The sequence below is a fragment of the Peribacillus sp. FSL E2-0159 genome, from assembly GCF_038643155.1.
In the GTDB taxonomy this organism is placed as follows: Bacteria; Bacillota; Bacilli; order Bacillales; family DSM-1321; genus Peribacillus; species Peribacillus simplex.
The window spans coordinates 4442754-4464828 of the sequence record NZ_CP152053.1 but is presented as its reverse complement, the minus strand read 5'-3'; the positions used below and the strand labels follow the sequence as shown (position 1 = coordinate 4464828).

Sequence of the window (22075 nt, the reverse complement as noted above, 5' to 3'; positions counted from 1 at the left end):
GAGTTGATCATGGCTGCTCGAAACCGGTAAACCGCTTGACTCTATCTGTGTGTGCTTTCTAGGAATTTAAGCCCGCGGTTTGAAAACGACGTGAGATAGACATTAAATAAATAGTGGTTTTTCTGAATGGATCCAAATTTAATTCAGAATTCCGCCATTTAAAAAAGGGGAGTTAAATCAGCTTATGAGAATCTCAGAATTAAAAAGGAAAGCCCTTCAGTCGTTGGGAGGTAAATGGGGAGTAACTGTTTCGCTTATGTTGCTCTTGTTCTTGATCAACCTCATTTTCCCTTTAATTGTCGAAGTGATCGGAAGCGGTGGGTTTTCACAATGGCTCATGCAGGAAGAAACACCATTATGGACTGATATCTTCAGCATGGTCTTTTCCATTGCCCTAATCCCGCTTACCATTTCAACCACTTGGTTCTACCTGAATTTGGTTAGGGAAGGAAACCCTGATATTCCAGAAGTATTCGCAATCTATAAAGATGGAAAAACCTCTTTCAAGCTTATTGGGGCATCCATCTTACAAGCAATTTTCATTTTTTTATGGTCATTATTATTAATCATTCCGGGTATCATCAAATGCATCGCCTATTCGCAGCTGTTTTTCTTATTGAAGGATCATCCTGAATACACGGTGCTTGAAGCCATTAAAGAAAGCAGTAAAAGAATGAAGGGCTTGAAATGGAAGTATTTCCTTTTGCACCTAAGCTTCATCGGGTGGGGCATCCTTTGTATGTTCACGCTGGGAATTGGTTTACTATGGTTGATTCCTTATTGTGGGACAACAATGGCCGCATTCTATAACGAATTAATTGTGCCTCAAGAAGATATTGACGATCAACAAATAGAGGTATAAAAGATCCACCGATAGCAAATGGCTATCGGTTTTTTTATCCTTTAATTCCGGATTAACCTTAAAAAGGTTAAATTGTTCATTTTTCCTGGTGTATAATAGAATACTGAGAATGCCAATTAGGGGGATTACATAGTGAGTGGTTTTAATCTTGCGGATCTGATATACCAATTGTTTTGTCTTGTATTTCTAATCCTGATCATCGTGGGGACCGTATCTCTTTTCCGTTCCATGAAGCATCGTAAAACCAGACTGGATATAATGGAAAAGAAAATGGATGATTTACATGAACTGATTAAAAGGGGCAAAAATTGACGGGTACAGTGCAGCCGTTCAGACTGTAGACACACTCGAAGAAAAGCGAGTTTGCCTGCAGTTTTTTTTTGAAAAACGTTCCATCTGATTTCAGAAATCCGCTCCCTTTCCGCCGACTGTCTGCCAAGCCTCATCAAAGCAAGCGTCTGTGGTGTTTCGGCTAGCCAGTTTAAGGATTTCATTATATATATAAAAGTAAAAAAAATCATGAAAGATAACCAAGTCTTCTTTTATAATCATCGGGGTGGGGTCATTCCGAACCCCATTTTGTCTAAAAACTGGACGGCTGCATCGTGCAGCCGTTTTTCTATGCAGTGGAGTCATTCCGATTCAAACTCCGGCAATTATAAAAATTATCTATACTGAAATAACTTAGTAAAAAGCATTGTCTCCGAATTTGAAAAAGAGGATTGTATTTTTAGCATCATTTGAGAGACATAAAAAAATAGAAAAAGAAAGGGAATTGTCAAAAATAAGCAGTTTTACATAGGGTTGTTGGGATTGTGGGGCAAATTTCATGTTTGGCTGCTGGTATGGAAGATGCATGGTTTGTTACGGGATTTTACCCTATAATGGAATAGATGTGTATTTAAGGATTTGGTGAAAAAGTCTATCAGGAATGCTCGACCCTATAACAAATCGACTGAGATGGGAATGCTGAACATTCGATCCTTTTGTTAGGTAACTTTTGAGAAGTGGGAGGAGTCGGTATCATGAAAGAAATTATTGCAGTAAAAGAAATTACTAAGTTTAAAACACGGACGGAGGAATTTAGTCCGTACGCTTGGTGTAAACAGATGCTAGAAAATGACCCGGTGAGTTATCACGAAGAAACGGATACGTGGAATGTTTTTAAATATGAAGATGTGAAGCGGGTTCTCAGTGATTATAAACATTTTTCGAGTGTTCGGAAACGGACTACCATATCGGTTGGAACGAACAGTGATGAAGGTTCTGTGCCTGAAAAGATCCAAATCACTGAAGCGGATCCACCTGAGCATAGAAAACGCCGTTCACTGCTGGCCGCAGCATTCACACCTAGAAGTCTTCAAAACTGGGAACCTCGCATTCAGGAAATTGCAGATGAATTGATTGGAGAAATGGATGAGGAAACGGAAATCGATATTGTGCAATCATTGGCGAGTCCGCTTCCGATCATTGTCATGTCGGATTTGATGGGCGTTCCCTCGAAAGATCGTTTATTGTTTAAGAAATGGGTGGATATCTTATTCCTTCCTTTTGATAAAGAAAAACAAGAAGAAGTAAATGAATTGAAACAAGTGGCAGCAAAAGAATACTATCAGTATTTGTATCCGATTGTTGTACAAAAACGATTAAACCCGGCAGATGATATCATCTCAGATCTATTGAAGTCAGAAGTGGATGGGGAAATGTTTACGGATGATGAGGTTGTCCGGACGACCATGCTGATTTTAGGAGCGGGTGTCGAGACAACAAGTCATCTACTGGCCAATAGCTTTTATTCCCTGCTATATGATGACAAAGAAGTTTATCAAGAGTTACATGAAAACCTGGATTTGGTTCCGCAGGCGGTCGAAGAAATGCTTCGTTTCCGATTCAATCTTATTAAATTAGATCGCACCGTAAAGGAAGATAACGATCTATTGGGAGTGGAATTGAAAGAAGGGGATAGCGTGGTTGTTTGGATGAGTGCAGCAAATTTGGACGAAGAGATGTTTGAAGACGCCTTCACCCTTAATATCCACCGCCCTAACAATAAGAAACATCTAACCTTCGGAAATGGCCCTCATTTCTGCCTGGGAGCTCCGCTAGCAAGGCTGGAAGCAAAGATTGCGCTTACTACATTCCTGAAGAAATTCAAGCATATTGAAGCAGTGCCATCGTTCCAGTTAGAAGAGAATCTTACCGATTCAGCGACCGGGCAAACATTGACATCATTACCGCTTAAGGCATTCCGTACAGTTTAAAAATCGAAAAAACCTTGTGCACTAACCTGCATAAGGTTTTTTTCTTTTTAGTAGGGAAGCATGGCATACATGTTGAATGGTTTGCGTTAAATAGGAAATCTATAGTAACCCGAAGTTGAGGAGGCAATGACGAATAGAGTAGTATGATAAAGTAGAAAATTTTGTGCCAAGGCATGTTCCCTGAATTAGGTTGGCGGGCGATGAAACAATTACACTCACCATACGATGAAGAAGATATGATAAAATAGAAATTTCCATATGAAACGGTTTTAAAAAGTGAAAGGATGTTATTATGAAATTAAAGCAGCAATTAACCATTGCCTTTATAATAAGTGTACTTTCTTTAATCGGGTTCAGTTTCATGGCATTTACCATAAGTGCAAATGAATACCTGAAATTTGATGAAGATGTCATTTCCTTGGTGCAGGGATGGGAGTCTCCTCTTCTGACGGACATCATGAAGTTCTTTACCTACATAGGTTCTACCGGTTCTCTGATCATCATTTCCTTGGTCATTTTGTTTTTCTTATATAGGGTTTTGAAGCATCGTTTGGAACTAGTCCTATTCACTGCAGTCATGGTTGGTTCACCTCTTCTCAATTTGATGGTTAAGCTATTCTTTCAACGTGCCCGGCCTGATTTACATCGACTCATCGAAATAGGGGGGTACAGTTTCCCTAGTGGACATGCCATGAATGCATTCTCTTTATACGGTATTCTTACATTTCTGCTATGGCGTCACATTAGGGCTAGGTGGGCAAGGATTCTATTGATTCTGTTCAGCATGATGATGATCCTCTCGATAGGTATAAGCCGAATATATTTAGGTGTCCATTATCCTAGTGATATCATTGCCGGATATTTGGCGGGTGGTTGTTGGATTACGATTTCCATTTGGTTTTTCCAAAGGTATCAAGACCGGCGGAAGAACAAAGATCGTTAATAAAGGGAGCAAGGTTATTGCAAGATAAGCAGTCGGCAGGTAACAAGTTAGCTGTTGATTCAAGAAAGTTAGGAGAGTATTAAATGGAAAACTGGATTACGGAATTCATGAATGATTTTGGGTATATGGGAATCTTTCTATTAATAGCATTGGAAAATATTTTCCCGCCGATCCCGTCTGAGGTCATTCTTACTTTTGGCGGTTTCATGACGACAACAGCGAATATGACGATTATGGGCGTCGTGATCGCATCGACTATAGGGTCAGTGGCAGGGGCAGTCGTCCTTTATGGTATTGGTTTACTTCTTGATGTGAAGGTCATTGAAAAGTTTGTGGAAAGATGGGGCCATTTTCTTCGGTTAACGGTATCGGACGTCCATAAGGCGAATTCATGGTTTGACAAGTATGGGTCATGGACCGTGTTTTTCTGTAGACTGGTTCCGCTGATCAGAAGCTTGATCTCGATTCCAGCAGGCATGTCCCATATGAGCTTTTGGCTCTTTCTGCTTTACACAACATCCGGAACATTAATTTGGAACATCATCTTAGTGAATATCGGGGCAGCTGTTGGATCTTCGTGGGAAGATATTGTAGGGTATATGGACATTTATTCAAACATCGTTTATGCGATATTGGCCTTGCTATTCATTACTTTCGTTGTTTTGATTTTTAGAAGGAATAAAGGCAAAGTATAATCTCAGTTTAGTTGATTGGGCCGTTCGAATCGGCACTTTCATTACATAACCGAATATGAACACCAAAGGCTGTCATTGTGACAGCCTTTTTCTTATGGAAGGAAGAAGGCAAAACTCAGAATAAAGGGGGAATGCTTTGGACAAAATGAGTGAAACGAAAAAGGAATGAGGTTCGGTGCTATGGCTTCTTTTTTCAAACAAAAGAGACAAGTGAAGCAACATGAAAAGAAAAAGGAAGATGAAAGTCAATCCAAAAGCAAAACGCCCGATTATATAGAAAATTCCATTGCAGCAAATCTGGAAAACGTGAAGAAAAAGACGGGAAACAGTCCGGACATCATTATCCGAACGTTGAAAATCGGTCAAAATCCGGAGATGAAAACGACTATTCTGTATGTGCAGGGTCTGATTGATAATCCAAGCGTTACGGACTTTTTAATTGAGTCAATCATGAAAAATCCTCATCTATCAGAAAAAATGCTTCCACAAGAAGCATTGGATATAATCTCTGAAGACGTGGTTTCCCTCGGTGGTGTAGAAACTGTCAAGGATTGGGAAAAATTGTTTTTGTCATTATTATCAGGGGACAGCATCATTTTTGTTGATGGAATCAACAAAGCCCTGGTTGCCAGTACAAGAGGAGGAGAAAAGCGCTCGATTCAGGAACCAAGCACGCATTTGACTGTCCGGGGATCAAGAGAAGGGTTTACGGAATCGAATGGAACGAACATCGCCATGTTACGCCGGATCATCAATACACCGGATTTATGGATAGAGTCGATGAAAATAGGCACGGTGACAAAAACGGACGTTTCCATCATGTATATAAATGGAATTGTTAAAGAAGGAATTGTCGAGGAGGTCAAGAAGCGCTTAAATCGAATTAACATCGATAGCATTCTTGAATCAGGATATATTGAACAATTGATAGAAGACCAGGTCATGACCCCATTCCCAACCCTTAACCATACAGAAAGACCGGATATGGTCGCAGGAAACCTACTGGAAGGAAGAGTGGCGATATTCGTTAATGGAACGCCTTTCGTCTTGGTGGCCCCGGCAATATTCGTACAGTTTTTTCAATCTGTCGAAGACTACTATAATCGCTTCGACATTGCTTCTGCCACACGTTTTTTACGGATCATCGTTTTCATTATTTCTATAGTCGGACCAGCTGTCTATGTTGCAGCCACGACTTTTCATCAGGAAATGATCCCAACGAAGTTGTTGGTCATTGTAGCGGCCCAAAGGGAAACGGTTCCTTTGCCTGCCGTCATTGAAGCGCTTCTCATGGAAATGACCTTTGAAATATTACGGGAAGCAAGCCTTCGGATGCCAAAGGCTGTTGGTTCGACCATGTCCATTGTCGGAGCATTGGTCATCGGGCAGGCGGCTGTCCAGGCTGGTATCGTATCGCCGGCAATGGTCATCATCGTCTCGATCACGGCGATTGCCAGTTTTGCAACTCCTTCTTATTCCATAGCCATATCTGCCCGCATTGTGCGGTTCGGATTCATCATTTGTGCCGGCACTTTAGGTTTTTATGGGATGATTTTAGCCTTTATCGTCCTTATTGTCCATTTATGCAGCTTGCGTTCACTTGGAGTTCCTTATATGACACCGCTCGCCCCTCTGCATCCGGAAGGGTTGGGCGACACATTCTTCAGAAGACCTATGTGGGCCTTTAAGGAAAGGCCAAAATTTTTAACCAACGAAAATAATCTGATAAGGGAAGGCGAAAATCAAAGACCCCTGCCTCCTGAATCGCGTGGAATGAAAACTGCTGACGAGAAAAAAGGTGAAGGCAATGAATCGTAAAAAGCTAATTCTGTTCTTGATGTTGATCTGTACCACATTCACCACCGGCTGTTGGGATAAAACAGAGTTAAACGAAATGGCCATCGTCTCGGCAGTTGGACTCGATAGAAATAAAGAAGGAAAGTTAGTGGGAACTTTCCAAATCATTAATCCAAGCAATGTAGCGGGAGCTCTTCAGGGCGGCGGCGGAACAAATCCACCGATATCCATTTATAGGGCCACTGGAGATAATGTGCTTGAACTGGATAGTGGCACTTCAACTAAAATCTCGCGAGATATGTATTTTGCCCATGCCAACCTGATTGTCATAGGTGAGGAACTAGCAAAAGAAGAGGGCCTCAACGATATTTTCGACGCATTTGAGCGCTCACCGGAATTCAGGGCAACTACGAGGATCGTGATTGCCCGGGGTGTGAAAGCAAGGGATATTGTCGAAGCGTTAACTGCAATCGATAAGGTATCTGCTGAAAAAGTCATTAGGACGATTGAAACCACTGAAAAAACCCAAGGGAAAAGTATTAGCATCAATCTCCAAGAAGTGATCAAGAATCTGCTTAGTACCGGAAAAGAACCGATAATAAGTGGTTTTACCGTGAAAGGAAACACAGGTAAAGAGGATAAAATGGAGAATACCATGTCCTCGGATATTGAGGCGAACCCTAATGCAGCAGGGATAGGTGTTTTTAAAGATGGCAAATTGATTGACTGGTTGGATGGTGATAAGGCAATGGGATCAATGTGGGTATTGGATAGGATCGAAAATACCCATTTAAACGTTGATTGGGAGGGTAAAAAAGACGCAATCACCTATTCAGTTATTCGCCAAAAAACCAACATCGGAGTAAAAGTGGTAAACGGCAAACCGAAAATATCGATAAAGGTCCGTGCAGAAGGAGATATCCGGGAGGTGAGTGTTCCATTGAATCTAACCGATACGCATGTTCTGATAGATATTGAAAAGAAGTTAGCGAAAGACTTGAAGAAGGAGATGGAAGATGCGGTCGTTCGGGCACAGAAAAATAAAGCCGATATTTTTGGCTTTGGTGAAATCATGCACGAAAACCACCCTAAAGAATGGAAGAAAATCGAAAATAACTGGGACGAGGTTTCTTTTCCTAAGCTCGAAGTAGATGTGCAGGTAGAGACTTTCATTCGCCGTACCGGATTACGTAATAAGCCATTTCTTTCAAATTTAAAAAAGAAAGATCAATAATGGAAAGGAAGTGGCATCCTCATGGAAAAGGCCAAAATCAGCGGTTACCAGCTGTTCGTCCTTATTTTCCTGTTTGAAATGGGCAGTGCACTTTTGGTTCCGCTTGCAGGTGAAGCCAAGCAGGCTGCTTGGCTAGTCATCCTTATTGCGATGATAGGCGGATTTTTATTATTTTTCATTTATTATGGTCTTTTTCAATACTACCCTGATCAGCTGTTAACAGAGTTTGTAAAACATATATTGGGGAATTTTCTAGGCAGGATCGTAGCTTTTCTATACATCCTTTATTTCATCTATCTTGCTGCAAGGGTGCTGAGGGATTTCGGAGATACACTGCTTACTTTTGCCTATCCTCATATTCCGTTATTTGTTGCGAACGCTGTATTAATTTTAGTCGTGGTGTATACGGTCCGTAAAGGGATAGAAGTATTGACGAGGACGGGGGAACTATTCTTTGTCTTGGAGAATTTACTTTTAATGACCTTCTTTCTTCTAATTATTTCTTCAGGCATGATCCATTTAAACAACTTAAAACCCATTTTTGAAATCAGCGGGACAGAGATGTTGAAAATGGGTTTCACTAAAACCGTTTTCTTTCCATTTGGCGAGATCATAGTGTTTTTAATGATTTTTCCTTATTTGAACGAACCTCAGCGACTGAAAAAAATTGGGATAGGGAGCTTGGCGACAAGCGGTATTTTTCTCGCGATAATAATGGCTGTGAATATTGCTGTACTTGGTGTGGACCTTACAACACGTTCGCAATACCCTCTTCTTACCCTCATTCAGTCAATAGAGGTCGCTGGCTTTCTTGAACGTCTCGATGTGTACTTCTTGTTTTTGTTGATGATTGGCGGGTTCATCAAGATAAGTGTATTTACTTATGTAGCGGTAACGGGTACGGCGAATGTTTTCAATGTTAAACAGCCCTCCAGACTTGCTTACCCTATTGGCATGGTCATTTTATTGATTTCGATTATTATGGCAAGCAGCTATACGGAACATATCTATGAAGGGCTAGATGCCGTACCAAATTACATCCATCTGCCATTTCAGGTGATCATTCCGTTGCTTCTCTTGATCATTGCCTTTTTTAAGAATCGAAAAAAAGGGAAGACAAGCACCAAAAAAAGTTCCTAAAAGGTGGAATTGATGAGAAATGAAAATCTTTGGTATTACAGTTTTGATCCTAGCCCCTTTAGTGGTCATATCTTTAGGTATGGATATATTAATGGGATTTGATTTGGATAATTCAATCAAGCATGCCTTTAACCCATTTTTGGTGAAGGACCCCGCTGAACTTATCCTTTTTCTCATTCTTCTTGTTTTCCTTGTGTTCAGCTTCTTTTATCGAAAAAAAAAGAAAGGCAACACCAAAGGACAACAATGATGGAGCAATTCCCCTTGCTGAAATAGAGATGAACTCCGAATATGGGAGTTTGTCTTTTTGCTTTTTTACAACCCCGAAAACCCATTTCATAGTATGATGATAAAATGAGCTTATTGTTCAACGGAATGTAAAATCACTCAACAACAAAACCCCGGGAGGAGGACGGCAATTTTGGATATCAAAATAAATCAAAAAATCATAAAAGACATGTGCGGGGCCGTCTCCTTCAAAAGAGGGGAAGCTTTTCATCGTGCCAATAAAGTGACATTTGAAAGTTACCGTCCTGATGGTTGTGAAGCAACGGTTAAAGGGAAGGAAGACTTCCATGTCATGATTGAAGTGGATGCTGTCGGTGGATTTCAGACGAAATGCAGCTGTCCTTCGCTAGCTTCCTACCAAAGGGATTGCCAGCATATTGCAGCCGTCCTGCTGTCGGTTTACGACCATCAGCGAGATGGAACGATTCCTGAGGGCCTGCATGCACACAGTTCTGCTGCTTCAGCCAATAAGAAGTTGTCGGAGGGCTTGCTGACCCTTTTCAATAATCAGCCTGTTCGCAAAAGCGGTCATCAGCGCCACTTTGAAAAAAGAAAGATGCTTGACGCGGAATTTACGTGTAAACCAGTATGGATGGGAACGGAACAATATATGTTAGGACTGGAAATGAAAATCGGTTCTTTCCATGTGGCGAATGTCCGGGATTTCCTGATGCGAGTTAAAGAAGGAAAGCCTGCCGAAGTGTCCCTTTCATTTATATATGACCCGTTATTGCATTGTTTTCAGAATGAAAATGATTCCGTGCTTCAGGAGCTCATTACAGTGATATCGGATGAAAAAGTCTATGTTGACGCCCTGACGGATAAAGTTGAATATACATTGGACAATCACTTATTACTTTTGCCTCCATCTTCTTTTCGAAGGCTTGTCCCCGTCCTTGAAAGAGCGCCATTGGTAAAGCTTGCCTATGGTGGCCTTACATTCAATGGCTTTCGTTTATCAAACGGACCGCTTCCTTTACAGTTTAACTTTACCGAAAGCGAGGGCAAAGGTTATCAACTGAATATTAAAAGGCTGCACGAGATGATTGTCATGAATGCATACACATTGGTTCTATTTGAAGGGAAATTGGTTCAGCTCGAAAATGAGGATTTCCAGCGCCTTTCAGAGTTAAAGCAAATGATGGAGGATTCGGGGATGAATCAAATTCCAATCCATCATGACCAGCTGGAATTATTCCTGGACAAAGTGGTACCAGGTTTGAAAAGACTCGGTGAAGTCCATATAGCAAGATGCATCACCGAATTGTTTTTGAAGACACCGCTGATTGCTAAGCTATACTTGGATCGAGTGAAAAACAGGCTGCTTGCGGGGCTGGAATTCATTTATGAAAATATCGTGATCAACCCTTTGGAAAAACAGGAATCCAAGGCAGTCTCGATGATTATAAGGGATGTTGAGAAGGAGGCAGAGATACTAAAGGTGATGGAGGATAGCCAGTTTGCCAAGACGGACGGCGGCTATTTCTTGCATAACGAAGAGTTGGAGTATGAGTTTTTGTACCACAACGTTCCGAAACTCCAGAAGCTTGTACAAATCTATGCCACGACCGCTGTGAGAAACCGGATTTCCCGTGGGAATACTGCACCACGGATTAGGGTGAAAATTAAAAAAGAACGGACTAATTGGCTCGAATTCAAATTTGAAATGGATGATATCCCAGATAAACAAATACGTGAGGTCTTAGCAGCGCTTGAAGAAAAAAGGAAGTACTTTCGTTTAAGGAATGGATCGCTGCTTTCCCTTGAAACAAGGGAATACGAGGAAATCAATCGTTTTCTGAATGCACTGCCCGTACAGGATGAAGACCTGGAAAGCACGCTGAACATGCCAATCGTAAAAGGGCTGCAGCTCCTTGATTCCGTGAATGACAGCCAGACATTCACGATGGAGGAATCATTCCGTCAGTTTTTGGATAATATCAGGAATCCGGGCGCCTTGGAGTTCGTGGTGCCAAATAGTCTAAGTCCGATCTTGCGCGAATATCAAAAAAACGGCTACAAATGGATGAAAATACTTGCCCAATACGGTTTTGGCGGGATTCTTGCTGATGATATGGGTCTGGGAAAAACACTGCAAAGCATCACGTTCATTTTATCCGAGCTACCTGACATCCGTAAGAATAGGGTTCCGGCGCTTATTGTTTGCCCATCATCATTGACCTACAATTGGCTGAGTGAATTCACTAAATTCGCTCCTGATATACAAGCCGTCGTCGTAGATGGCGACAAGACGGAAAGGTCAAAGCTGCTTAAGGAAGTGAAGGACGTGGACGTAGTGATTACCTCTTATCCATTGCTTCGGAAAGACATCACGTCGTTTGAAAAAGAGGACTTCCATACGGTGTTTTTCGATGAGGCACAGGCCTTTAAGAACCCAGTGACACAAACGGCACGAGCAGCCAAGAGGATAAAAGCGGCACATCGCTTCGCGTTGACTGGTACGCCCATCGAGAATTCACTAGAAGAGCTCTGGTCCCTTTTCCACGTCGTATTCCCTGAACTATTCATGGGATTAAAGGAATATAGCAACCTCTCAAGGAAGCAGATTTCCCGCAGGATCCGTCCATTTTTGCTGCGGAGAATGAAAGAGGAAGTACTAGCGGAACTACCGGAAAAAATCGAGTCGCTGGAATCGATGGAACTGCTCCCTGATCAGAAGAAACTGTACGGCGCCTATCTGGCGAAGCTGCGGCATGATACGCTGAAACACCTGGACAAGGACACCCTCCGGAAAAATCGGATCAGGATCCTCGCTGGCTTGACCCGGCTTCGGCAAATATGCTGTCACCCCGCCTTGTTTGTGGCCGGATATAAAGGCAGTTCAGCAAAATATGAGCAACTGATGCAAATACTCGAGGAATCGAAGCATTCTGGAAGACGGGTGCTGATTTTCTCGCAATTTACAAAAATGCTTCAAATTATCGGCAGGGATTTGGCCATGAAGGGACAACCCTTTTTCTATCTGGATGGACAAACCCCATCAAAGGAACGTGTGGAAATCTGCAATCGGTTTAATGCAGGAGAACGGGATATATTCCTCATTTCATTGAAAGCGGGCGGTACGGGTCTCAATCTGACGGGTGCCGATACAGTCATTCTATATGACCTTTGGTGGAATCCGGCAGTTGAAGAACAAGCTGCGGACCGTGCCCATCGAATGGGGCAGAAGAATGCGGTTCAAGTCATCAAACTTATTGCCCGTGGCACAATCGAAGAAAAAATGAATGAACTGCAAGAGAAAAAGAGACACCTTATTGAAGAAATCATCGACCCTGGAGACAAGTCGTCATCTGCACTTACAGAAGAAGATATCAGGGAAATCCTGATGATATAAGGAGGGGGAATACGGTTACGCAGACGAGTAGAGCTAAAGGTAACCATAGTTATTAAACATAAGGGAACAAGTGATGAATTGTATAGTTAGTTATGGAGCATTTCTTTGTAATGAGGAATGCTTTTTTAATTTTTTTAAATGAAAGGATATTTCAGTAACAATAATAATATAATAAAAAACAACAATGTTTTATTGTGAAACGATAAATCGTGTGTTAAATTAAATGGACAATAAATAAGTGAGGTGCTTTTTTATGAAACTAGGAACAACACTCTTTTTAAAGATAGCTGTTATTCTTATTGGAATTCCAGTTCTTGCTTTGTGCATCTTTGTGGTGCCTGAGATAGCGAATTTTGCAGCAGAATTATATCCGGATATGACTTATTTGAAATATCTTATTTTAATCGATTTGTATGCATCGGCGATACCTTTTTACTTTGCTCTATATCAAGCCTTTAAACTTTTAAGCTATATTGACAAGAACAAAGCTTTCTCGGAATTATCTGTAAGAGCTTTAAAGACTATAAAAAATTGTGCAATCACAATCAGTGTCTTGTATGTGGCAGGCATGCCGCTCTTTTATCTCATGGCGGAAATGGACGACGCCCCAGGTATCATATTAATCGGCATGGTCGTTATTTTTGCTTCAATGGTGATTGCAGTCTTTGCTGCTGTTCTTCAAAGGCTTTTACAAGAAGCCATCGATATAAAATCAGAAAATGACTTAATAGTCTGAGGTGAATAACTTGGCAATTATAATCAATATTGATGTGATGCTGGCTAAAAGGAAAATGAGTGTTACAGAACTTTCTGAGAGGGTTGGAATAACGATGGCTAACCTTTCCATATTGAAAAACGGTAAGGCAAAAGCGATTCGATTAACAACTTTAGAGGCGATTTGTAAGGCTTTAGAATGTCAACCCGGAGATATTTTAGAATACCGGAATGATGAAGACACCCAAGATTAAAAAAGTGGAAGAAAAGGAAAGATTTCATCAAAGGGGAGTTACTCATGAATTTAACCATTAAAAAAATGGAGGCACCAATCATGAGAGCATTAAAACAACTCGTTCGTTTTGGTTGGGAGCAGGCCCTGTCATGTTTGTTTCCTGCCGTTATTTTTGCCTCTTTGGCTATTACAAAATTCATACCGCTTCCCTTCCTGCCGCGGTATGACTGGCTGCTCATCATCTGCCTTCTGATGCAGTGGTGGATGGTACGTTCTGGACTTGAAACAAAGGATGAACTAAAGGTTATCACATTGTTCCACCTTATTGGACTTGCTCTTGAACTTTTCAAGGTACATATGGGCTCCTGGACTTATCCAGAGGAAGGATATTTCAAAATTTTTGGAGTGCCTCTGTATAGCGGATTCATGTACGCAAGTGTAGCGAGTTATTTGTGCCAGGCGTGGAGGAGGTTAAAGGTTGAACTGGTCAAGTGGCCACCTTTTTTGGTCGTTGTATCTCTTGCAGCTGCAATTTATTTGAATTTTTTCACCCATCATTATTGGATTGATGTTCGTTGGTGGTTATCTGGACTTGTCATCATCGTATTTTGGCGATCATGGGTCACATACGAGGTTGGTGGAACTCGTTATCGTATGCCAATCGCACTTTCTTTTGTGCTCATCGGATTTTTTATATGGATAGCTGAAAATATCGCAACGTTCTTTGGAGCTTGGGAATATCCAAACCAAACTGATGCATGGAGTCTCGTTCATCTAGGAAAGGTAAGCTCATGGCTATTATTAGTGATTGTTAGCTTTCTTATAGTAGCGACGCTAAAACAGGTTAAGGGGAAAGGTTCCACCGAGATGGATGCTGGTCATTTTTTATAAAATGACTTCACGCGCGAAAAATTCTACTTAATTCAAGTTAGGTGAAAAGACGGCACATATATATGTGTCGTCTTTGATTTTCTATACTTTTATATAATATAGATCCTGATAACGTAATATCAGGATGGTGGTTGTAATGTAGTGCCATATTCCTTTTTTTCTTCCTAGTTTCTCCTAAAGTGGGACATTCCTATGAAACAAGTTTTAATCCCACTGCTGCGCCAAGGACCATGGCTATAAAAACGACCCTTCGCCAATCTTTGGATTCCCCGTATAAGAGCATCCCGATTATCGCTCCTCCAGATGCGCCGATCCCTGTCCAGATAGCATAAGCCGTCCCCATCGGCAAGGTTTGCATGGCAAAAGCAAGAAATAGGAAACTTGCTCCAAATCCGATGAATAACAGCAGCAAGGATTGCCAATTACGGTCTTTGTGCAATTTATTTATCATCGCAACCCCAAACATTTCAAATAGCCCCGCCAAGATTAAAGAGACCCAAGCCATTAAGATTCATCCCCTTTCTCAGTCTTATCATCAGTCACTAGCTTCAAGCCGATCACCCCTGATAATAAGAGGAGGATCAATAGCGTTTTGCTTAGCTTGAAGGATTCCCCAAAGAAAATGATTTCGGAAAAAACGGTCCCGGCCGTACCCATACCGACAAACACGGCATATACCGTTCCGACAGGAAGCTTCCTGCCAGCCATTATCATCAAGTAAAAACTGATGATGATCGAAATGACCGTTCCAGACCAAGTCCAAAAGTCATCTGCATGTTTTAAACCAATTACCCAAAATACTTCAAAAAAAGCCGCAATGAATACTTTAATCCAGTTTGTGCTCATGAAATATCACACCTCCGATTTTATTCTTTACCAAAAAAACAAAAAAAGCCCAAGAGATAACCGTTAAACAGTTTCTCCCAGGCTTTTATCCTTCCGTGACACAGCTATGCTGTGAGTTTTCTCTCGGACCAGACCAGCAATAAGACGCGCTGCGGAACCCTAGAAAACCTTTGACATATGCAATTACCTTTCATTATACATACTTTTTGAACTTACTCAAGGTAAAAGTTTAATGAAAAAAATGGGATGGTGAGCTTTTTGCCACTCTAAAAAATCATCAATTTATCATGACCTGTCAATGGAAAAAAAGAACGTAGTCAGTTCTGTTTTCAGGTCGAAAAAGCCCCGAAATCTTATTCGGGGCTTTTTTGAGTTGCTTTTTATGCACTCACTGTCCGTTTCCGGGATGAACCTTCTTTTTTATGGGATACATAGCTATGCAGGATCATTCCTATGATGACGATAAAGATGCCGAACCACGATAACGGAGAAGGGATCGGTAAAGATAGGAATAATAATTCGCCAGCTAGGGCAAAAAGGACCTCCATCGATTGTGTAGCTTCAACTGAAGCTAATTTCTGCATATTTCCGCGTACCAAATCGGTCGCCTTGAAAAAAAGGACCGTGGCAATGACTCCAGAAAATAGTGCTACCAATAGGGATTGGAAACTCTGCATCTTCGTTGGCGCCCCTACTGTAAAGAAACCGTACAATGAAAGCAGAAACCAGAATGGCAGACTCGCCAAAGTCATTCCCAAAACCCGCTGATAAGCATCCAAACGTCCTTCGGATACTTCCATCATTTTGCGATTTCCCAAAGGGTATGCAAACGAGGCGATGACGATTGGAATCACTCCCAACCAAAGATTGGCCATTGAAATGTGCTTGGTGTGTTCCAGTTGCATAAGGATGATTCCAAGCAAAATGATCATGGACATGAGGAGGCCCTTCACAGAAACCTTTCCTCTTTGCCTTTCAAGCCCATCATTCGTTTGGACACTTTCAAAAAACAGCGGCGCAAGTAACGCACCCGAAATGATCGTGATTTGCCAAGTGCCGGCGATAAGCCAGCCGGGTGAGTAGGCGGATGCAAAGCATAAAGGAGCATAAAATAACCCAAATCCGACAAAACTCCAAAGCAGCCAAGGACCCGGCTTCTCTCTCATCACCCGTAAAAGGGGACGCAGATTTTTTCTGCTTAATACGATACACAACAGAAAAGGCACCATAAAGATATAACGCAGCGAAGCACTCCATATCCAACTTCCGCCAGACAACTCCATGGCTTGATTTAAAACAAACGTAAATGCAAAAAAGAAAGCGGAACAAATACCTAATATAATCGGACGCAATTGACTCACCTCAATCTGTTTTATGAGTCAGTAAGACTCTCGAAGTATGGCAATCGTTTCGGCTTTACGAAAGATTTTTCAGAAATATTCACTGTGTCAAAAGCAGAATGAATTTTCGAAATATTATAAGCAATCAATTTAAATTGTCCTTCAAAAGCAAAAGAAAATCAACAGGATTCTATTAGGCTAGCTAAATTCATTATCCATCATTCGACATGGAATGATGGATAATGGCTGTTGAAATGATATGAAGACGTTTTCATTTTAATAATTAAATTAACAAAATGTACCAAAAAACAAGCGGGAAACGTTGTTATGACGCCTGTTATGAAGGGATTACTAATATTTTATATAAAAATCATATAGAGGCAGATAATATACGAAGATACGAGAATTGACGAATATGGTAGGTAGTGGTATCTTTATAGAAGTGCAAATAATGTCGAATGGTGACGAAATATATAAATGCAACATTCGCAAGAAAGTTAGTGGGGTAAATTAAATGAAATCTACAGGTATTGTACGTAAAGTTGACGAATTAGGACGGGTAGTCATTCCAATTGAACTACGCCGAACATTAGGAATTAATGAGAAAGACGCTCTGGAGATTTATGTAGAACAAGAGCGCATCATCCTTCAAAAATATAAACCAAACATGACATGTCAGGTTACAGGTGAAGTTTCCGATGACAATATGAAACTTGCTGACGGTAAATTAATACTTAGCTCTGAAGGTGCCGAACTTCTAATTAAAGAAATTCAAGCCAGCATGGAAACTGCTAAATAATTAATATACTAGATAAATAGCATCCAAGTGTAGGGAATGTTTCCCTACACTTTTTTATATTAAATGGTGAAATAATAGAAATGGTTCAATTCACGGATGAAACCAAATTTTTCATAAAGTTTCTGTGCTTTTACATTATCCTTGCCTGTCTCCAGTAAAACTCCTTTGGCACCTGTTTCACGTGCAAAAGTGATGGCCGTGTTCAATAACTCCTCGCCAAATCCCTTTTTGCGGGCGGACTCCTTCACGAATAAATCATTCAATACCCATGACCGCATCATACTCACAGATGAAAAAGAAGGGTATAATTGTACAAAACCAATAGGATTTCCTTCATCATAGGCCATAAAAACCACAGACTCCCCATTTGTCAGCCTTTCTCTCAAAAACTCCCTAGCGCGACCGGGATCGGATGTTTGCTCATAAAACACTCTGTATAAATCAAAAAGTTCGGTCAGTGATTCTAGCTCATGTAATGTAGCCTTCTTTATGCTCATAAATGGACCCCCAATTGTTAGAATACTCTCAATTTACCACTTGATTATGCTATCCGACAAATTCAGGACCTCATTTTCCAACGCCAAAAATCAGGATGGAGCTCAAAATGCCACCATCCTGACTTTTTTCATCATGAAGAGGGCTATTAAAACCCAAGTTGAGCAGTAAACTCATGGATTATCAGCGTTTTCTCGTAGAATGTAGCAGCAAACTCATGTGATATCAGCGTTTACTCGTGAGTTTGGCCGATTTACTCGTGAATGGAGCATTAATTAAATTGGGCACTAAAATCACAAACCAAATCCTCTTTTCTTCCTTACTCGAGTGGTTTAGCTTCTAAACCGCCTGTGTTAAGGATGTGTACCTTTACGTTTATATCATGTAGTGAATCCTTTTCTAAGTAATCCTTCGGCTCTTTTATATGATTTTTTTGCCAGTACTTTGTCTCTTTGATATAAAGGATTTTACCTAAGCTTAAAGGGTCTGCATTCTTTTGAATCCCGCTCTTGAAGGTTGTTTGGATGTCTTTTTTTATTTCATTTTCGAATTTTCGTTTAATTTTATCAATATCCATTTGTGTATCAAGCCCCAGTATTTTACCTGATACGTCCACGTCAATATCAAATTTGTACTTTCCATCCTTGAGAACAGGCTTTACTTGATAATGTGGATGGGAGAAAGAGGCATAGATGTCTTGTTTATTCATGTTAATATTTAAGGGAGTTTTGTTGGTCCTTTTATTGAGCCAGCGTAAACCGCTTAAATCTTTTTCAGAGAACCAGGGCTGGGACACTTTATAATAAATGACAAATGCACCATCCATAAAGAGACTTTTTCTTTTTTTATCTTTTTCTTTCCATACTTTATCGTTCCAGGAAATGGAGGGTAGGATGGTTGTGGATGCTTTTTCCCGCTGGTTAGAATAATACCTTTGGACCGTAATGGGTTGGATGAATGATCGATTCCGGTAGACATCTTCTGGTAAATATAATGTCGTGTATAAAGGCGATAAATTAAAATAACCATTAATGGAGAAAAGCTCCTCCATGGAACTTTTTGTGGCAAAGATATTGGCTGAGTACCTAAGTAATTGGTTTCTGTAAATATAATCCACTATTTCTGTACTTTGCTGCTTCAAAACATTTTCACTGATGACAAATGTGGAAACATGCCCTATATATAGAGACTGTTGAGTATTGCGCATTAGTTTATTAATGGCGATCGAGATGGAACGCGCTTTTTGTTTCCCTACATATACGGGCGGGGCTTGAGTGGGCTTTGCCTCCGTTTTAGCTACCGCAGAGAAGTCCACAAGTTGCGTATAAACAATGTATTCCCCATCTTGGAAATCTATCCCGATGGCCGTTATATAATGAAAGTCCTGGATCGTTTTTTCATCCCAGCAGCCTGAAAGTAAAAGGAATAGAGGGATGGTTAATAATATTTTGTAGATGCGGAACATGGCCTTACTGCCCCTTTCTAGTCTTATCATTAGCTGCCAAGGATCGTTTGCTATTGGAGTCCCATGGCCTCTTTATGAATGAATCCAGGATTTTTGTGATTCTTGGTGGGTTCAGTCCGCCAATATAGGAAACCCCGAATGAATCAAGCCTGGATAGTAAAGTGACAATGGAAAGGAAACCGATTATCAAGCCATAGATTCCATAAATACAGCTTAGTAACAGCACAAACATACGCAGAATCGTTACGGCCCCTGTTAAAGACTGGTTTACAAGAGTATAAGATGCGACAGAGGTTACGGCAGTAACCACTAGCATGGTTTGTGAGGTCAGTCCGGCCCTTATCGCGGCATCACCGACAATGAGTCCGCCTACAACGGCAACTGTCTGCCCAACCGCTTTAGGTAACCTAACTCCGGATTCACGGAATAATTCAAATAAAATGAGCATGAGAATGAATTCCATGGTGGCGGATAAGGGAAGCCCCAGCCTTGAAAGGGTTATGGTGGCTAGTAACGGGAACGGCACCTGTTCAATGTTGAAAGCGGAGATGGATATCCAAAACCCCGGCAATAATATGGTGATGCCAAGCCCCATAAAGCGAAGCAGTCGCTCAAGGCTTACAAATAGATAAGGGAGATTCGAATCTTCTGCTGTTTTTATTTGCAATAGTAATGTAGAAGGAGCAACGATTATCGTTGGCATACCGTCCACGATTAGAATGAATCTTCCTTGATTGAGTGCTTCCACTACAAAATCAGGGCGACTCGTATAATGAGTGAGTGGAAAAATACTATATTTACTGTTTGTGATCAATTCCTCCAATTGTTGGCTGCTAACCAATATATCAATATCAATGTTATTAATTTTCGACCTTACATTTCTAACCAGTTCTTTATTGATGATATCATCCATGTACATCAGTGCGACTTTCGTTTGACTGCGCTTGCCGACGATAAAGTCTTCATAGGCAAGCGATTTGGTTTTTAGCCGCTTTCTGATTAAAGCGGTATTGATGGATATGTCCTCGACAAACCCATCTCTTGGACCTCTTACCGAGACCTCGAAGGAAGACTCCTCAGGCTGCCGGTTCGGAACATTGGACAAATTTATTGAAAATAAATCTTGGGTTGATGGTATGAATAATAAGGCATACCCAGAGAAAATAAGCTGTTGGACGTTATTGAATTCGCTATCAATGGTTACTTTCGTCAGATCTATCAAGGGTTTTAGCTTATTGATTGCTTTTTCTTCATCGATTCTCTCATCCAATTCCATCATCTTGTTTAACTTTTCCAAAATCCCCTCGTTCAGTAAACTGATATCGGCCATACCCGAGCAATAAAAAATAAGGACAGGAATGAGTCTTTCGGTTTCTCCGATATATATCGTGTCAAACTTGATATCTGAGCTTGAACTGAATAACTCTCGAAATGTCTCCTCCCTTAATTCAGGCACGGTTGGCTCATTTTTGGATCGTTTCATTCTCATGTCGTTTACCCTCCTTCGAACTAATGAAAGTGCCGATAAACAAAAAGGCGGACAAAACTAACAAGAAATAAAAAGCGCCAGGATAGTAGAATGTCTGACTTACATGCAAAAACTTGAAATTACTAAATGGTACGATGGAGATGACGACCATAAGAAAGCCCACAGCGAAAAGGATTCCGAGCTTCATATTATTAGTTTTTCCTTTAAAGACTTCCGTTATTAAGAATAACGCCAGTGAAACACGGATATAGGCTCCTGCAAGCCATTGATAAATGGAAAAGAAGTCTGTATGTTCGATATATTTTCCAATTGTCAGCAGACGCCACTGTTCATAGGCGGGGTACCTCATGGCTTCGGCTAAGGTCGGGCCGAATTCAGCGAGTGCAGCTGTTAATGGGCCAAGAAGTAAAAACAATAATCCGAGACATAAGAAAACTAATACTTTCCGACTGATCTTATCAGAAAGCTTTTCCTGAAAAAAAACGATTAAAATCAGTTCTGAAAGGCCATAACCAGAATATTTAAGGGTTTTAACGCCATGAAAATAGCCATTCTCGAAAAGGGGAAGGAGGTGACTATAATCTTTTGTCGGTATATTTCCGGTCGCAACGAATATGCCAAGAATGACGACTATTGGCAGTAATACAGAAGAACAAATGGCGATGGAGCGCATACCTGAATGGGCAAGAAATATGCAAAGCAGTGTAAACGGAATGATAATGGCTAAACTTGGGGTTTCAAAAAGAAAGCTTGTAGTGATCCAATCAATCGTTTCCTTGGTTGTTGCCAATACAAGGCTGATCAGATAAATCACGATAAAGAATAAAGCGATATTTTTAATGTGTTTCCCAAATCTATTTTCAAGCCAATCCGTCAGGGATTGATTATTCATATTCTTGATTATCCTCGATAATATGTAGACCCAAATCGGGATCAATCCAATAGTTAGGATAGAAAAAAACCAAGCATCCCTTCCGCCGATGGATAGGAGGAAAGGGATCAAAATAACGTGATTAAGAAGGCCGATTGACAAAAAGAAGATGCTAAGGGTTTGTATCGAACTTATTTTCTTCAAGATAATCCTATCCCCATTTCCATTGTTTAAAGATTGGATTGATGCATTTGACATTCTTTTGTTATGGTTGCTAAATGTGGAAATAGTATACGTGCTAATGATGTGGATTAATATTCCTGCGGGTTAATGAAAACATAAGCAGGATTGCAAA

General features: G+C 40.8%; 22 protein-coding genes and 1 riboswitch. Of the genes, 14 read left to right on the top strand and 8 right to left on the bottom strand.

Features of this window, described 5'->3' with window-relative positions; translation table 11 throughout:
- Positions 1-184: 184 nt before the first annotated feature.
- Together NYE63_RS21830 and NYE63_RS21825 are read left to right on the top strand one after the other, a co-directional pair.
- Positions 185-862: a DUF975 family protein gene (locus NYE63_RS21830; RefSeq protein ID WP_342602673.1), complete on the top strand. Its 678-nt coding sequence runs from the start codon at positions 185-187 to the stop codon at positions 860-862.
- Positions 863-994: 132 nt separating this feature from the next.
- Positions 995-1174 carry a DUF4083 domain-containing protein gene (locus tag NYE63_RS21825; RefSeq protein WP_342602672.1) on the top strand — a complete coding sequence of 60 codons (180 nt, stop codon included), beginning with the start codon at positions 995-997 and terminating at the stop codon, positions 1172-1174.
- A 90-nt stretch (positions 1175-1264) separates the two neighbouring features.
- Here NYE63_RS21825 and NYE63_RS21820 read toward each other — a convergent pair whose 3' ends face one another.
- Positions 1265-1498 (bottom strand): hypothetical protein, encoded by a 234-nt coding sequence (locus NYE63_RS21820; RefSeq protein WP_342602671.1) that lies wholly within the window; start codon positions 1496-1498, stop codon positions 1265-1267.
- A gap of 386 nt (positions 1499-1884) precedes the next feature.
- On the opposite strand from NYE63_RS21820, the gene NYE63_RS21815 reads away from it, so the two are divergent.
- The 11 genes from NYE63_RS21815 to NYE63_RS21765 all read left to right on the top strand — a co-directional run bounded on the left by NYE63_RS21815 (position 1885) and on the right by NYE63_RS21765 (position 14415).
- On the top strand, positions 1885-3123 hold the full coding sequence (locus NYE63_RS21815; protein ID WP_342605842.1) for a cytochrome P450: 1239 nt from the start codon (positions 1885-1887) through the stop codon (positions 3121-3123).
- Positions 3124-3415: 292 nt separating this feature from the next.
- Positions 3416-4066 carry a phosphatase PAP2 family protein gene (locus NYE63_RS21810; RefSeq protein WP_342602670.1) on the top strand — a complete coding sequence of 217 codons (651 nt, stop codon included), beginning with the start codon at positions 3416-3418 and terminating at the stop codon, positions 4064-4066.
- Positions 4067-4149: 83 nt separating this feature from the next.
- The gene (locus NYE63_RS21805) at positions 4150-4761 is read left to right on the top strand and encodes a DedA family protein (RefSeq protein ID WP_342602669.1); all 612 of its coding nucleotides are present in this window, start codon (positions 4150-4152) and stop codon (positions 4759-4761) included.
- 180 nt (positions 4762-4941) lie between these two features.
- The gene (locus NYE63_RS21800) at positions 4942-6579 is read left to right on the top strand and encodes a spore germination protein (protein WP_342602668.1); all 1638 of its coding nucleotides are present in this window, start codon (positions 4942-4944) and stop codon (positions 6577-6579) included.
- Complete coding sequence (locus tag NYE63_RS21795) at positions 6569-7792, top strand: Ger(x)C family spore germination protein (RefSeq protein ID WP_342602667.1); 1224 nt, start codon at positions 6569-6571, stop codon at positions 7790-7792. Before NYE63_RS21800 ends, NYE63_RS21795 begins: the two co-directional genes overlap by 11 nt.
- Before the next feature lie 21 nt (positions 7793-7813).
- Positions 7814-8932 (top strand): GerAB/ArcD/ProY family transporter, encoded by a 1119-nt coding sequence (locus NYE63_RS21790; protein ID WP_342602666.1) that lies wholly within the window; start codon positions 7814-7816, stop codon positions 8930-8932.
- 19 nt (positions 8933-8951) lie between these two features.
- Positions 8952-9182: a hypothetical protein gene (locus NYE63_RS21785; RefSeq protein ID WP_342602665.1), complete on the top strand. Its 231-nt coding sequence runs from the start codon at positions 8952-8954 to the stop codon at positions 9180-9182.
- Between the two features lie 171 nt (positions 9183-9353).
- Positions 9354-12575, top strand: a complete 3222-nt coding sequence (locus tag NYE63_RS21780; protein ID WP_342602664.1) for a DEAD/DEAH box helicase — start codon at positions 9354-9356, stop codon at positions 12573-12575.
- Positions 12576-12828: 253 nt separating this feature from the next.
- Positions 12829-13311 carry a DUF2975 domain-containing protein gene (locus tag NYE63_RS21775; RefSeq protein WP_148357512.1) on the top strand — a complete coding sequence of 161 codons (483 nt, stop codon included), beginning with the start codon at positions 12829-12831 and terminating at the stop codon, positions 13309-13311.
- A 10-nt stretch (positions 13312-13321) separates the two neighbouring features.
- On the top strand, positions 13322-13543 hold the full coding sequence (locus NYE63_RS21770; RefSeq protein WP_063232556.1) for a helix-turn-helix transcriptional regulator: 222 nt from the start codon (positions 13322-13324) through the stop codon (positions 13541-13543).
- 80 nt (positions 13544-13623) lie between these two features.
- Positions 13624-14415 (top strand): DUF817 domain-containing protein, encoded by a 792-nt coding sequence (locus NYE63_RS21765; RefSeq protein WP_342605841.1) that lies wholly within the window; start codon positions 13624-13626, stop codon positions 14413-14415.
- 190 nt (positions 14416-14605) lie between these two features.
- Here NYE63_RS21765 and NYE63_RS21760 read toward each other — a convergent pair whose 3' ends face one another.
- From NYE63_RS21760 to NYE63_RS21750, 3 genes are all read right to left on the bottom strand, one after another.
- Entirely contained in the window at positions 14606-14920 is a 315-nt protein-coding gene (locus NYE63_RS21760; protein ID WP_063232560.1) for a multidrug efflux SMR transporter, read from the bottom strand.
- Entirely contained in the window at positions 14920-15261 is a 342-nt protein-coding gene (locus NYE63_RS21755; protein WP_342602663.1) for a multidrug efflux SMR transporter, read from the bottom strand. The genes NYE63_RS21760 and NYE63_RS21755 overlap by 1 nt, the downstream gene beginning before the upstream one ends.
- 72 nt (positions 15262-15333) lie before the next feature.
- Positions 15334-15435: riboswitch (guanidine-I (ykkC/yxkD leader) on the bottom strand.
- Positions 15436-15641: 206 nt separating this feature from the next.
- A complete protein-coding gene (locus tag NYE63_RS21750; protein ID WP_342602662.1) occupies positions 15642-16613 on the bottom strand; it encodes a multidrug resistance efflux transporter family protein in 972 nt (323 codons plus the stop codon).
- 502 nt (positions 16614-17115) lie between these two features.
- Here NYE63_RS21750 and NYE63_RS21745 point away from each other — a divergent pair.
- Positions 17116-17400 carry an AbrB/MazE/SpoVT family DNA-binding domain-containing protein gene (locus NYE63_RS21745; RefSeq protein WP_318290458.1) on the top strand — a complete coding sequence of 95 codons (285 nt, stop codon included), beginning with the start codon at positions 17116-17118 and terminating at the stop codon, positions 17398-17400.
- Positions 17401-17459: 59 nt separating this feature from the next.
- Here the strand turns inward: NYE63_RS21745 and NYE63_RS21740 are convergent, their stop codons facing one another.
- The 4 genes from NYE63_RS21740 to NYE63_RS21725 all read right to left on the bottom strand — a co-directional run bounded on the left by NYE63_RS21740 (position 17460) and on the right by NYE63_RS21725 (position 21978).
- Entirely contained in the window at positions 17460-17897 is a 438-nt protein-coding gene (locus NYE63_RS21740; protein ID WP_342602661.1) for a GNAT family N-acetyltransferase, read from the bottom strand.
- Positions 17898-18214: 317 nt separating this feature from the next.
- Positions 18215-19360: a Ger(x)C family spore germination protein gene (locus tag NYE63_RS21735; protein ID WP_342602660.1), complete on the bottom strand. Its 1146-nt coding sequence runs from the start codon at positions 19358-19360 to the stop codon at positions 18215-18217.
- 4 nt (positions 19361-19364) lie between these two features.
- Positions 19365-20849 carry a spore germination protein gene (locus NYE63_RS21730; RefSeq protein ID WP_342602659.1) on the bottom strand — a complete coding sequence of 495 codons (1485 nt, stop codon included), beginning with the start codon at positions 20847-20849 and terminating at the stop codon, positions 19365-19367.
- Positions 20824-21978 carry an endospore germination permease gene (locus NYE63_RS21725; RefSeq protein WP_342602658.1) on the bottom strand — a complete coding sequence of 385 codons (1155 nt, stop codon included), beginning with the start codon at positions 21976-21978 and terminating at the stop codon, positions 20824-20826. The genes NYE63_RS21730 and NYE63_RS21725 overlap by 26 nt, the downstream gene beginning before the upstream one ends.
- Positions 21979-22075: the final 97 nt, after the last annotated feature.

Coding starts and splice junctions, on each gene's coding strand:
- NYE63_RS21830 (WP_342602673.1), top strand. CDS start 185: ATGAGAATCTCAGAATTAAAAAGGAAAGCCCTTCAGTCGTTGGGAGGT.
- NYE63_RS21820 (WP_342602671.1), bottom strand. CDS start 1,498: ATGACTCCACTGCATAGAAAAACGGCTGCACGATGCAGCCGTCCAGTT.
- NYE63_RS21810 (WP_342602670.1), top strand. CDS start 3,416: ATGAAATTAAAGCAGCAATTAACCATTGCCTTTATAATAAGTGTACTT.
- NYE63_RS21805 (WP_342602669.1), top strand. CDS start 4,150: ATGGAAAACTGGATTACGGAATTCATGAATGATTTTGGGTATATGGGA.
- NYE63_RS21800 (WP_342602668.1), top strand. CDS start 4,942: ATGGCTTCTTTTTTCAAACAAAAGAGACAAGTGAAGCAACATGAAAAG.
- NYE63_RS21795 (WP_342602667.1), top strand. CDS start 6,569: ATGAATCGTAAAAAGCTAATTCTGTTCTTGATGTTGATCTGTACCACA.
- NYE63_RS21790 (WP_342602666.1), top strand. CDS start 7,814: ATGGAAAAGGCCAAAATCAGCGGTTACCAGCTGTTCGTCCTTATTTTC.
- NYE63_RS21785 (WP_342602665.1), top strand. CDS start 8,952: ATGAAAATCTTTGGTATTACAGTTTTGATCCTAGCCCCTTTAGTGGTC.
- NYE63_RS21775 (WP_148357512.1), top strand. CDS start 12,829: ATGAAACTAGGAACAACACTCTTTTTAAAGATAGCTGTTATTCTTATT.
- NYE63_RS21765 (WP_342605841.1), top strand. CDS start 13,624: ATGAGAGCATTAAAACAACTCGTTCGTTTTGGTTGGGAGCAGGCCCTG.
- NYE63_RS21760 (WP_063232560.1), bottom strand. CDS start 14,920: ATGGCTTGGGTCTCTTTAATCTTGGCGGGGCTATTTGAAATGTTTGGG.
- NYE63_RS21755 (WP_342602663.1), bottom strand. CDS start 15,261: ATGAGCACAAACTGGATTAAAGTATTCATTGCGGCTTTTTTTGAAGTA.
- NYE63_RS21745 (WP_318290458.1), top strand. CDS start 17,116: ATGAAATCTACAGGTATTGTACGTAAAGTTGACGAATTAGGACGGGTA.
- NYE63_RS21740 (WP_342602661.1), bottom strand. CDS start 17,897: ATGAGCATAAAGAAGGCTACATTACATGAGCTAGAATCACTGACCGAA.
- NYE63_RS21735 (WP_342602660.1), bottom strand. CDS start 19,360: ATGTTCCGCATCTACAAAATATTATTAACCATCCCTCTATTCCTTTTA.
- NYE63_RS21730 (WP_342602659.1), bottom strand. CDS start 20,849: ATGAGAATGAAACGATCCAAAAATGAGCCAACCGTGCCTGAATTAAGG.
- NYE63_RS21725 (WP_342602658.1), bottom strand. CDS start 21,978: ATGTCAAATGCATCAATCCAATCTTTAAACAATGGAAATGGGGATAGG.